The sequence below is a fragment of the Pseudomonas sp. 4CAES_32.4 genome, assembly GCF_058136335.1.
This window is the reverse complement of sequence record NZ_CM176882.1, coordinates 3,122,115-3,134,405: the sequence shown is the minus strand read 5'-3', so window position 1 is coordinate 3,134,405 and position 12,291 is coordinate 3,122,115. Positions and strand designations below refer to the sequence as shown.

Below are 12,291 nucleotides of genomic sequence, written 5' to 3'. Positions count from 1 at the left end.
ACAGCCGGTGTGAACGTGGAAAGCCGGCACGACCTGGATCAATCATTCAAAAGCGCCTATGCCGGCGGGTCGGCAGTGAATTCTCTTGAATGCGCAACGATTGTGAGTGCGCGAGCAGGCTAAGGCGCGTCTTTCGCCCTGAGCAGCCGAACAAACACCCATGATATTGCCTGAAACTCTTTAGGGGCCAGCGACTCCTTCGCTTCCTTTAGCATCCTGGCCAACCCAGCTTCCTGATAATTTCGGGTAGTTGCCGCCGCCACCTGCAGCCTAGTCGTTGGAAATTCGACGATTTCTGATCGCGTGATCTGGTTTATAAGCTGGCCCTCCTCCTGCGTGATCACCCCATAAGCGATGCCAATCAGCCAGTACGCTACAGCGATTTCCCGCGGGCTCGCGGTGTCGATAGATACTTGGGGTGATGTGAAGTTCTGATCCACACCAATCCTGGGATACCTGCCAGTCGAAGCATGGAAATACACCCGCGCAACCCCTGGACTCAACTGATTAAAAACGGGTGGGTGCAGCCATAAGCCCATCAGAAACTGTATGCCCCTGCCCACTTGACCATCCCCAGTTTCTTCACCGGATTTATCGCCGAGGGCACGTTGGTACCAACTCTGAACCCGGTGAGTCAGCACCAAGAGCTTCCTGTTATTCGCTATCGCTCCATGGGGTGACGTCCTGCGCAAGGCAAAATCAACGTCCAATCGCGACAAGGGGCTGTCCAGATATTCTTGGAAACCTTGCCACCCCCGATCACGTAAATCCTTTGGCCGCTCAATGAGCCTCGAAAGTAGTACAGGATGATCATGAAGCACGCACACAGATGCGCCGCGCATCCGCCATGACTTCCGCCAAGTGGGTGTAAGGCAAGCTCTGATGTCGTTCTGGAAACACAACCGGCAATATTTATCGTTTACGCCAGAGGGGACTGTGTTTGATTCCACCATCCCAAACTGAGCAAGGATCTGGGGCCGTTGAGTACGGCTGAACAGATCCATAAATGCGGTTGATTTGTACAGCAGGTCTAGATCGCCCTTCACATTAGGGTCTCGAACAACAAGACGCAGAATCTCCGTCTCGAAACTCGAATCGACGTGGTGCTTGTGGTACATGCGGCTCAGCCACGATGCTAAAGATTCATCGCGCAGTGGCTTCAGTAGCCCTGAAAAAGCACGCACTGTTGGGCCCGCTACACGCGAGTCGCGGGTGGCGGATCGCCAATCCCGTCGTCGGAATATTCGTCGTATTCGTTCTCGACGAACAGTTGCTGGTAAATCTTGCTCCGCGATGCACGAGCGATAGCCCCTCCCTGCAAATTGAGCCACTGAATGACCCTGACTGTGAGCCCTATCCGGCCATGTGATTCGCGATACAATTCAAGGATGTCGAGCGCGGCGATGAAGTCTTCGCCTAACGAGTAAGCTCGACAGATATCTCCCACAAGGGCGTCGTAGTCGTCTCCAAGTTTCATGGGTTGCAGCACCTTCAACTCACTGGGAATGCCAGCATCTACGAATCTGGCATGGTGGTACTCCACCCCATCTGTGAGCCCACTCAGGATAATCAACGGAGGGCGTCGCAGGCCGGAGATGGCTAAAAGTGTCGCCATGTTGGGCTCGACGCCCCGCCATTCAACGTCCTTGTATTTCTGCACATCCTCCATCATCAGTACGTCGTACTGCCGCAACGCCAGGATGCCGGCGCATAGAGTAGATAGACCGTCGTAGCACGGTAAGGAGCTCGAAGTACCCACACCCAGACAGTGGAGCAACTTGGCGTGCATGTATTTGTTTCCGGGGAAGGGGGCATCGTCCAAAATCAGCACCCGCTTTCCAAGCCTGCGAGCCCGTGCGGCTGTTCTATGCATCAACGTTGTTGCACCAGACCCTGACAGCCCGGAGATGCAGAGGGCTTGAGGAATTGTCCCGTTATGCATTGCGATCGAATCTAGACAATCTCGTAAGATTGAATCGTTGCAGGTAGTCGCAATCCACGGGGAAGAGTCCACGACAGGTCTGATAGCTCGCATTCGCTATTCACTTGTGGCCAAGGTAACGCGCGCGTTCTGGATCAGTAGTGCCTGAGCCTCGGGCCCATTGATCTTTCCAGAAAGCCTGGCCACGGCGGTTCTGATGCTTACGACATCAATGTATTCCTCCCCAGAAACAATAGCGTAACGACATGCCTCCATCAGAATGTCGACCATGGTTCTCAGCGAGCTTTTTTTGCTCCGAACACGGTATTTTTTTCCATCAAGTTTCTTTGCTCCAAAATTAGCAGGTGACGCCAAGCTGTACAGTTCGTCGCGAAAAATGGTGGATGAAACCTCGGAAGGGAGCTGCAAAGGCATGTAGCACATAAAGGACGCGATGAAGGACGCGAGCAGGTTGTCATTCTCCCACTCTGGCAACTCGGTAGTACGATGTCCATACCGTGATTGAATCTGGTCATCAATCTCCAACATGTCCCGGAGCTCCAAGATGCCGCACAGGATCACATTCAATCCCCAGGCTTGGTTGGAGAAGCCTTTCAAGGCCTCGAACATGTTGTGCAGGCGCTGGCTCGTCATTCGCCGGTCGAGGCCGTGAGCTTCGTCAAAAATGACCGCACGGATGTTGAGCCTTCGCACAGCTTGCTGCGCTTCTGCATAGTCCCTGGGGCTGAAGGTGTAAGCCTTACCACGGACTATCATCCCTAATTCCTGTAGGAACCGTTTTTCCAGATCGACGCCCTTCTTGCGATTGGATAGGTCGATGTACATGACCTTTCCTGCCCAACCTCCCGTGTCAGAAAAGCTCTCCTCGCTCCACCGCTGGGCGAGCCTGCTTTTACCAACGCCAGGAGCACCGACAACGGCCATCCCGGGGTTCGCCTTGACCCTAGGCAACGAAACCAGCAGCTTGGCGCACTCGGTCAATGCTATGCCGTAAGGATGCGGTACCCACACATCTCGGTAGCACTGGAGCGCGCGTTCTTCGGGTGGAAGCAGTAGATATTCGCGGGTCTTCTTGGTCAGATGATGGTTCATATGTCTTCATCCAGCTCGGCGATGATAATCGGCATGGGCATGGTTGATTTGGTATTGCCGGACGCATTGGGTTCACTGGGCTCTTGGGTAGGCCCGAAATGCGCCATACGTTCGTTTTGGGCGACATCCTCCTGAGCACGTTGGATGGCCTTTGCCTGCTTCTTGCCCTCTGCCTTGACACGGTTGAGTTGCTCTTGGGCATCCAGACGCTTGTCATCCGCGTCTGGGTTTAGACTGCGTGATTTAAGGATCATCTTTTGCTCAGCCAAAGTGAGTGGCTGAGTGTGCTTGTTGACCAACCAGAGCGGATGCCAGCGATCTTCATGACGCCCCCATATTCTGTGAAGATTATTCGGGTCAACCTTTATAAAAATCTTTTCGCCGACCATCTTGGCAAATGGGCCAAACTTATAAATCAAATCGCGAGTAACAACGCCATTGCGCGCTACGGTTATTTCGCGCCCTTCTAGAATATCTATGACAAAGCGGCTAGGGTCAGAGACTGTCGGTGGTGAAATTATCACGCCGTTATGCAGACCGTACTTGCGCTCGAAACGCTGGTTCGGTGATAACTGATCTCGGCGACTTTTTCGGTTATTAAACTTACATATCCAGCCGATGATCAGCTCAGTGAGCCCCTCTAGGGTATACACAGCTTTTTTATGAGGTCTATAACCGGGCCCCTTCTTGGGTGCTGAAGCTGTGGCACCATCTAAGGTTTGGACAAAGCTGCGGTTTAATATCCCTAAGCCCCGTTCCACACCGCCTCCCGACTCTGGGCGCAATCTAGGGATGTGCTTGATATCTTCTTGGTCGCACGCAACCTTGAAGCTCTCGGCCATTAAATCAGATCCATGATCTACGACGTACTGCCTTGGCTTTCCATATAAAGGCCAGTGGAGATGAGACTGTCCGAACTTTGCCAACAGTGCTGCCTTCGGACATAAGGCCATATGTATGGCTGCGGATATGCTGGCGCGTTTGGGAGCGTTGAATAATAGCGCAAACCCCATGATGCCCTCAGTGTCTCGATCACGGACGAGCGTGAGATGTGCTCTGCCCAACGCGGCGCCAGTGACTGAATCAATCGCATGACAGTCCAATGGCGTGTGGTCAATATCGTGGATTCTTCCTGGATAGAATTCTTCCACGGTGGGCGTCGGAAAATGGCCAAACCTTGCTTGTGCTGCTTCCGGCCCATCAGTTGCCTTTAGCCTCTCTCTCTCCGACAGCTCATGCCAGCGTCTCCAGACAGTCGTGCGACTGGGTGGACGTTTGTTAATTTTTTTGCATTGCAGCTGTATTTCGTCCAGCGCTTCGACGTCATTGGCTCCATATCCCACGCGATGAGTCTTAAACACTGCAGTGATTATCGCATCCACATCTGGGTCAATGCGCTTCTCGCCTGGGCGTCTGCCATCTCGCCCGGCTACCTGTGCCTTCCAGTCAGGGTTAAGGCGGAAGATGCGTTTTATTTTATGAAAGATTGTCGAGGAGACCTTCAATTCCGCCATGGCCTGGCTTTTGGTAATCGGATCGATCTTCGCGTAATGCCTGCTCATTATCTCCGTTCGCCGTTGGGCCTCGAGTTCAGCTTCGCTAGCAACCTGAGTAATCGGCACTGGCTCATAGTCTCCCAGACTTGCTGGGGAGTGCTCGTAGTGTTCGGCCAGCGCTGCGGTGGCCGCTTTGTCTAAATGGCTATCAATTTTTATGACGTTCTTGTGGGAAACCGTGCGGAAGGTTTCCATCCCGATTCTGGACTTGAGCCTGAAGGTGTTACTTGGGAGGTTGTAGCTGACCACTTCATAGATTGATGGCAAAGGAATAGGGTTTGAAGTTTCTTGAGCGGTCGTTGGGTCATTGATGCTAGGAATGCCAATGCCCTGCACAGGATCCTCCTCTTCACTTGGTACAAAATCCCCCGGCAAACTCATGACCTTCGCGTCGACGGCTTCACTGGCTTCGTCGACCGTCACCAGATCACCAATATGCACCCTGGCGTTCATGGCTCCATCCCCTTGATGTCAAACATCAGTCCACGCGGAGTGGCGAATACGGTTTGCTCAGGGGCTTCCTTTGAGAGGAACGATGTGATGTCTCGGATCCGGCGGAGCATTAGGGATTTCGTGGGTGCACTCACCCCCGCTGTCGCGCAATAGATTTGGATTAGCCGGCATAGGTCGACCTTGGTGCCCAATACATCAATTTGACCTGTATCAGTGACAACCAAGTTCGTTGCCACCATTTCGGTGATGACACCCTCCCTGATGAAATCTTCCTCATGGGGGAAAATCTTGGATGGCGATGATGGCAGGGTAGGTGGCGGGCTGGTTGATTGGGACTGTCTTTGCAGTTGGGTTTGGCGGGGCCCTTTGATCAAAGGGGGCGTGGGGGTTGAGCTGAACCGGCCCGTGCCCTGGCTTAAACGACGAGCCATTTCTGCGGAATAGACTCCTGACTCGTGGCAAGAAATGTAGGCGTAAGCTGCTGCCACCAAATCCTCTCTACCATCCAGGACATCGTGATTCCTGTTCGAAGTGGCTGCCACGATCAACGCACGCAGTCGTTCCACCCCTTCCAGTGCTGGTATCACTGATACGTTGTCCTCTTTGGCAGTCCTGACGATGCCATTGCTCCATTTGCGGATCCTGACGCGAGCGCCTAGTGACTCCTTCCCGATGATTAGACAGAGCTCAGGATCATTTCCATGTGTGGCGAATGCACCGACATAGCTCATGGCAGCCCACCTCAGGTGATTAGTAACCCTTAAGGTTTAGCAGTATTTAATGGGGACGCCACTGGAAATTTCGTAGGTTTATAAGCTATTGTTTTTCATGAAAATCATCACGTTTTCATTTCACAAACCTGTGAAATTTGCTTTTCTAAAAATCGGTAGTTTGTGAGATTACGTGGGGAGGGTGACGGGAAACAAAGGGTTGGGAAAATTGCGTAGGTTAGTGGGAACAGACATGAATAGCCTAAAGCTCCTCGTGACTCTCGAGTTTCAAAACTAATGAGGCGGACTCGATCACCTTCTTGTCGTTGAGCGCAACTCGCCAGGCTAATGCGGATCCGGTTCAGGTTGAACCTCTGTTGCTTACGTGGACTCCCAAACCTAAATCCAGGAGAAACGTATGACCCAGACAGCTTTGGTCGTCGGCGCCAGCGGCATCGTCGGCAGCGCCATCACTCAGTTACTCATCGAGAACCAGTGGCAGGTCGCCGCGCTCTCGAGGCACCCGTCGCCAGTGCAAGGCGTGATACCTGTCGCGGCAGACCTTCAGGATCCTGCTTCGCTGGCACAGGCGCTGGCAGATTTGAAACCCACTCATGTGTTCATTACCACATGGTCACGGCAAGCCACGGAGGCCGAGAACATTCGTGTCAATGCCGCCATGGTTCGCAATGTGCTGGCCGCCATTCGTCCTGCCAAGAGTGTTAAGCACGTAGCACTGGTGACTGGCCTGAAACACTACCTCGGCCCATTCGAAGCCTATGGTAAGGGCAGCCTTCCGCAGACACCGTTTCGCGAAGATCAGGGTCGTCTGGATGTCGAGAATTTCTACTACGCCCAAGAAGACGAACTCTTCGCCGCTGCTGAAAAAGACGGCTTCACGTGGAGCGTTCATCGCCCGCATACCGTCACCGGGGTTGCTGTAGGCAATGCGATGAACATGGCAACCACCCTCGCCGTCTATGCCTCTATTTGCAAACAGACCAATCGCCCATTTGTTTTTCCAGGATCAAAAGTTCAGTGGGACAACCTTACCGATATGACGGACGCCCGGCAGTTGGCGAAACAACAACTGTGGGCGGCCACCACGCCGGCTGCGGCTAATCAAGCATTCAACGTCACTAATGGCGATGTATTCCGTTGGACATGGATGTGGAGCCGAATTGCCGACTACTTCGACTTGCCTGCTGCCGATTATCCCGCTTCACTTTCGCCGCTCGAGAAGCAGATGGATAACGACCAGGCTGCATGGACGCAAATGGTTGCGGAACACGGCTTGAAGGAACCTGATATTGATCGCCTGGTGTCCCCATGGCACACAGATGCAGATCTCGGTCGACCCATCGAAGTTGTCACGGATATGTCGAAAAGCCGTGCAATGGGCTTCACTGCGTATCAAGCAAGCGATCAGGCATTTTTCGACGTGTTCGACAAACTTCGCGAGATGCGCTTGATACCTTAGGTCGTGTCCCATCACGATAATTTCACATTGGCGAGTGTACGGTTGTGACAGCTCCTTTAGTATTTCCTGACCCGCGCCCCCATCGCGGGTCTTTTTTTGTGACGCACAAAGAGATCAGTGTCTCGATCAAGCGGACGCTCACCTTCGTTATCCGGCAGTTCGTCAATCCCCTCCTCCTTCATCGGTCAACTTCAGTGGACCCCGGGCTCAATGGATCGGGTGACCGCAGTGGTATTCATGCGTTGTAGTTCCTGCATTTCGAGATTTGCGAAAGACTGAACGACTCAGGTTCTATGCTTTCGAAAAATTGAATGCATCGAATCTCGGGGAAGATGAGTTCCTTGGCGACGAACCACGTGTCGAACCCGGCCCAGCCGACTTGGAAAGACTCAAGGATTAACGTCAGCTCTCTTGGTATTCGATGCGACCAATATTTCCAGGACGCGACATCTACTACCTGAAATTTGCTTAATGGAGGTGTCACGTATGCGCCAGCAAACCTCATTCATATTTGATCTGGATGGCACGTTGACAGACAGCGTTTACCAGAATGTCTTTGCGTGGAAAACTGCGCTGGATTCAGAAGACATACCGCTGGCCATGTGGCGAATTCACAGAAAAATCGGTATGAGCGGCGGGCTGATGCTCAAGATGTTAGCCCGTGAGACCGGCTTGGAGATCAAACCGGATCAGGCTAAAAGGCTGAGCGATAAGCATGATAAAGCCTACAAGGATCTGCAAGGCCAGATAACTGCTCTCCCTGGCGCTGTAGAGCTTCTCGATACTCTAAACCGCGATCAGCTCAAGTGGTGTATTGCGACCAGCGGTGGCATGGACACTGCGGCGATAAATCTGAAGGCATTAGGACTGGATATCGCGGAGGTCAATCTCATCACTCGTGATGACGTGAAGTATGGCAAGCCCGATCCAGACCTTTTCCTCGCCGCCGCAAGCAAACTCAACGTACCCATCGAAGATTGTTTGGTAATCGGCGACGCCATCTGGGACATGCTTGCCGCACGACGCTGTAAGGCCACCGGTATAGGGCTGCTATCAGGCGGTTATGACACAGGAGAGCTTGAACGTGCAGGTGCACTCCGAGTCTACGAGGATCCTCTGGCACTGCTGCAGCACTTGGACGAGGTTGCTTCCCGTCAGTGAGTTGACTAAAAAACGATAACTAAAAAGGGCCTTGTCAGGCCCTTTTTGTATTTAAACCAAAATCACTTGGCCAACCAGGACTCGACAGTCGCAGAGCCATGTTCAGCTTTCCAGTCTTTCAACGTCTTGTGATTACCACCCTTGGTTTCAACAACTTCGCCGGTGTGCGGATTTTTGTAGACCTTCAACTGGCGAGGCTTGCGAGTACCGGTTTTGGACTCAGCGGCTGGAGCGCGACGACCTGTTTGCGGATCAAGAAGGTTGACCACGTCCTTAAGGCTGTAGCCATATTTCGCGAGCAAATCACGCAGTTTGGTTTCGAATTCAATTTCTTTCTTGAGACCAGCATCACCCTTGAGCGCCTCGAGCGCTTGGAGTTGTTCGGCGAGATGTTTTTCGAGCTGACGGAATTCGGCGAGTTTAGACATAAGAAATTCTCGATGTGAGTAATAGCAGAAGGTTACACGATAAATCACGGCCAGCACGTATAAGGAGTAGCACCTGAAGTCTTTCAGACTGACATCCGATATTAATATCTGTTTCCAAGCGACAGACAATAGGCCCCGAATTGATTTCCTGTGAGTGGCCGATGCTCCCTTTTTTATTGATGAGTATCCGCCGCCTCAGCCGGATAAAACTCGCCCTCCTTGCCCATCCTTTTTAGCTGTTCGCGCACGATCAACTCAACGCTTACAACGGCGGCTTGATCGTCAGGGTCGACTAATTGCAAGCACAGGCGTCGAACATTCTGATCGTGGGTGCCCTCGCTCATCATCTCGTGGGTGAAGACTTGTTCACCACGCCATAGGCATAGCTGGGTATGAGTCTCGCCGAGCCATATCTCGTTGATTGATGTCAGGTCGGTGGTAGCCAGTTGATCGACGGTGATTGTCTTATCCATTGCGCTGTACCTTACCAATAAGCAGAGACAGGTAGACTTACGGGCACAGTGGGTCGTTCCAAATGTCGGCAGTTCACACGCCCGCCAAGGTTGGTTAAAACACGTCCTGGATCGAGCTCGGGCAATCGTAGAAGGCGCAATGTTGTACCGCTCGGCTGGCCAAAGTGTCACCAACTGCTTTGGCGCAAGCTCCTTGAGGTAGTGAGCCATCGATTCGTAGATCGAGTAGCGCCCGCACAGGGTGTCACCCGTCGAATTGTCCTACCTACAAGATTGACCGCAAGCGAAGCAAATCGTTAACTGTATATACGTACAGTCACCCTTCTAAGGCTTGCATCATGAGCATCACCATCCTCGGCCCTCTCGCGTCTGGCGGCAGGAAGCTGCCCTTCTATTCATCCAGGGTGCCGGCGGGCTTCCCCTCCCCTGCAGCTGATCACATCGAAAAGCACATTTCCCTTGATGAGCTGTTCGATATCCGCGCGCCACACGTGTACCTGGTGAGAATTGATGGGGACAGCATGCAAGGCGCCGGCATCTATTCAGGGGATCTGGTGGTCGTTGATCGGAGCATCGATGCGGTCAGCGGCGATATTGTCATCGCAGCACTCAATTCCGAGCCCTTCTGCAAGCGTCTGCTTCTGCGCGAGAACGCCGTGATGCTTTTGTCAGAGAATTCAAAATACCCGGCAAGGCATGTCATGGAGGGCGATGAGCTGGTGATCTGGGGTGTGGTGAAATACAGCGTGCGCAATCATGAAAACACTTGAGCCAGTCTTTGCCCTGATTGACTGCAACAGCTTCTACGCGAGCTGCGAGCGAGTGTTCAGACCCGACCTGGCAAAGACACCTATCGTGGTGCTTTCCAACAACGACGGCTGCGTGATCGCGCGCAGCTACGACGCCAAGCCTTTCGTGAAAATGGGCCAGCCGTACTTTCAAATCAAAGATCACCTTCGCCGGCATGGAGTCGTGGCCTTCAGCAGTAATTACGCTCTGTACGGCGATATGAGCGAACGCGTCATGACGATCATCGAATCGATGGTGCCAGCGCTCGAGGTCTACAGCATTGACGAGGCGTTTGCCGATCTGACCGGCGTCCCAGGCGATCTATGTGCTTTTGGGCGGCATATGCGTTCCACTCTTTTCAAGCGTACGGGGATTCCAGTCGGGGTGGGTATTGCCCGCACCAAAACCCTGGCGAAGCTCGCCAACCATACCGCCAAGCGGCTGCTGGATATCACCGGTGGTGTGGTGGATCTGTGCGACCCGTTCAAACGCGACTGGACGCTGCGCAACACCGATGTCGGCGAGGTCTGGGGCATCGGCAGGCGTATGAAGGTAAACCTGGAAACGATGGGCATCAAGACGGCCATGGATTTGGCGAAAGCCGATCCGTGGATGCTTCGGCAGAAATTCAGTGTGGTAATCGAGAAGACTGCTCGGGAGCTTGCCGGCACCTCCTGTCTGGAACTGGGTGAAGCTGACCCTCCCAAGCAAGAGATCTGCTGTAGCCGGATGTTCGGCACCCGGCTCACGCTGATCGAGCCGATCAAGGAGGCCGTCGCCACCTACACCCAACGCGCGGCGGAAAAGCTCAGAGCGCAGAACTCGCTGTGCAAGAAGATCCGCGTGAGCATCAGAACAGGAATGTTCAATCCCGAAGAAGCGAAGTACGCGAACGGCGCACTCGTCGAACTGCCCTACCCGACAAACGACGTTCGACTCATGACCAAGGCTGCAACCGAAGCGGTCAATCGCCTCTTCCGCCCAGGCTTCAAGTACAGCAAGGCGGAGGTTCTGCTGATGGATTTGCGCCAGCCGGGGGAATTCACTGATGACCTGTTTGCGCATTCCCAGCCTGTTACGGCGGACAAGGTGATGACCGTGCTGGATGAAATCAATGGCCGTTGGGGTAAGGGAGTTCTTCGCCTGGCCAGCGTGCCGGCGGCGCCGGATTGGGCTATGCGCCGGGAGTTGATGAGTCAGAGCTACACAACGAAGGTTGATCAGTTGTGGGCAGTCATGGCCAGGTAATAGGTCGTTGAAAGCGCACGGCAGCCTGCATGAGCGGGCCATCGTATCGACAGTTTTCCGCCAGAAGCGAACGCTTTAATTTGAGTTTCGAACCTTCCTGCTCTCTGCATTTATAGGGGGACAAATGATTTGGATGCCAACTTTGTGAAACAATGCTTAGCTTGATCGTGATATCTCCAGGGAAGGTTCGCATGTCCAAATTTTTCGCAACATTACTCATTTTCACGCTAAGTACGAATGTTTGCCTTGGCAGCGAAGGTGATGACCAAGCCAACTCGTTCGCCAAAATTTACGCAGCGCTCTGCATGAAGAACCTTCCAAACCTGGAAGCACTCCGAGAAAAGCTCAGGCCGATCCCTAGCCTTCCTCCCGAAAAGGCTGCGCTGTTTCTGGCAGGTGATCCTGGCGACGCTTGGTCTGTTCCAGACAAGTACGGAACGTTTGTGTTAACGCTTCCTAGCGGCAAGAATTTTTGTGCCTTGCATGTCCGCCGAGCAAATACGGAGACCGCTATCAAGCTGTTCACTGGAATGGTCGCAAATCCGCCACCTCCGTTTTCCTCAACGCTGGTAAAAAACGACCGAACGGAATCACCCCCAAATGGGCGAACTCAGACCCTTTCCTACGAATGGTCAGTTCCAGGCGCGACACGAAAAATGTTGTTTACCATCACCACTACCGCATCTGAATCCGCACAACTTCAAGTGCTTGGCTCATCAGCAATCATCAGCCAATAGAAGCAACCACTGCGTGCAAAGAATCGCACCGCAACGACAATTGGCGGTGATGCCGGATTCAACCGCCAGCATTGACAGCATCTGCCATTCAACCACGCCGATTCCGAAGTGTTTGCGGTAGCACTGGGAGGCTCCGGTGGCGAGTTTGTTCGGCCAGAAGCGCCGATCAACATCACATTTGCCTGAGACCTATCGCACGGATAGAATGCGAGTCATTATCAA

12 protein-coding genes and 1 pseudogene are annotated in these 12,291 nt (G+C 53.2%); 5 read left to right on the top strand and 8 right to left on the bottom strand.

The genetic code is table 11. The features are described from left to right. Positions 1-119 precede the first annotated feature (119 nt). From AC3Y64_RS13895 to AC3Y64_RS13875, 5 genes are all read right to left on the bottom strand, one after another. The gene (locus AC3Y64_RS13895; protein ID WP_489984109.1) at positions 120-1,184 is read right to left on the bottom strand and encodes a TniQ family protein; all 1,065 of its coding nucleotides are present in this window, start codon (positions 1,182-1,184) and stop codon (positions 120-122) included. Between the two features lie 11 nt (positions 1,185-1,195). Continuing rightward, positions 1,196-1,789, bottom strand: a complete 594-nt coding sequence (locus tag AC3Y64_RS13890; protein WP_489984108.1) for a hypothetical protein — start codon at positions 1,787-1,789, stop codon at positions 1,196-1,198. Between the two features lie 249 nt (positions 1,790-2,038). Continuing rightward, a complete protein-coding gene (locus tag AC3Y64_RS13885) occupies positions 2,039-3,034 on the bottom strand; it encodes a TniB family NTP-binding protein (RefSeq protein ID WP_489987910.1) in 996 nt (331 codons plus the stop codon). Beyond that, on the bottom strand, positions 3,031-5,043 hold the full coding sequence (locus tag AC3Y64_RS13880; protein WP_489987909.1) for a TnsB C-terminal domain-containing protein: 2,013 nt from the start codon (positions 5,041-5,043) through the stop codon (positions 3,031-3,033). Before AC3Y64_RS13880 ends, AC3Y64_RS13885 begins: the two co-directional genes overlap by 4 nt. Next, a complete protein-coding gene (locus AC3Y64_RS13875; protein WP_489987908.1) occupies positions 5,040-5,774 on the bottom strand; it encodes a hypothetical protein in 735 nt (244 codons plus the stop codon). The genes AC3Y64_RS13880 and AC3Y64_RS13875 overlap by 4 nt, the downstream gene beginning before the upstream one ends. Positions 5,775-6,171: 397 nt before the next feature. Here AC3Y64_RS13875 and AC3Y64_RS13870 point away from each other — a divergent pair, with 397 nt between their 5' ends. After that, a complete protein-coding gene (locus tag AC3Y64_RS13870; protein ID WP_489987907.1) occupies positions 6,172-7,233 on the top strand; it encodes an SDR family oxidoreductase in 1,062 nt (353 codons plus the stop codon). Between the two features lie 486 nt (positions 7,234-7,719). After that, entirely contained in the window at positions 7,720-8,394 is a 675-nt protein-coding gene (locus AC3Y64_RS13865) for an HAD family hydrolase (RefSeq protein WP_489987906.1), read from the top strand. Positions 8,395-8,456: 62 nt separating this feature from the next. Here the strand turns inward: AC3Y64_RS13865 and AC3Y64_RS13860 are convergent, their stop codons facing one another. Beyond that, positions 8,457-8,822 carry a histone-like nucleoid-structuring protein, MvaT/MvaU family gene (locus AC3Y64_RS13860; RefSeq protein ID WP_489987905.1) on the bottom strand — a complete coding sequence of 122 codons (366 nt, stop codon included), beginning with the start codon at positions 8,820-8,822 and terminating at the stop codon, positions 8,457-8,459. A gap of 173 nt (positions 8,823-8,995) precedes the next feature. Then, a complete protein-coding gene (locus tag AC3Y64_RS13855; RefSeq protein WP_489987904.1) occupies positions 8,996-9,295 on the bottom strand; it encodes a hypothetical protein in 300 nt (99 codons plus the stop codon). Positions 9,296-9,633: 338 nt separating this feature from the next. Here AC3Y64_RS13855 and AC3Y64_RS13850 point away from each other — a divergent pair, with 338 nt between their 5' ends. The 3 genes from AC3Y64_RS13850 (at position 9,634) to AC3Y64_RS13840 (ending at position 12,069) form a co-directional block, all read left to right on the top strand. Next, positions 9,634-10,065: a LexA family protein gene (locus AC3Y64_RS13850; protein ID WP_489987903.1), complete on the top strand. Its 432-nt coding sequence runs from the start codon at positions 9,634-9,636 to the stop codon at positions 10,063-10,065. Further along, a complete protein-coding gene (gene umuC / locus AC3Y64_RS13845) occupies positions 10,052-11,332 on the top strand; it encodes a translesion error-prone DNA polymerase V subunit UmuC (RefSeq protein WP_489987902.1) in 1,281 nt (426 codons plus the stop codon). Before AC3Y64_RS13850 ends, umuC begins: the two co-directional genes overlap by 14 nt. A 191-nt stretch (positions 11,333-11,523) precedes the next feature. After that, positions 11,524-12,069: an NMCC_0638 family (lipo)protein gene (locus AC3Y64_RS13840; protein WP_489987901.1), complete on the top strand. Its 546-nt coding sequence runs from the start codon at positions 11,524-11,526 to the stop codon at positions 12,067-12,069. A gap of 21 nt (positions 12,070-12,090) precedes the next feature. Here the strand turns inward: AC3Y64_RS13840 and AC3Y64_RS13835 are convergent. Then, a pseudogene (locus AC3Y64_RS13835) lies at positions 12,091-12,228 on the bottom strand (MarR family winged helix-turn-helix transcriptional regulator); the annotation flags it as partial. Positions 12,229-12,291 lie beyond the last annotated feature (63 nt).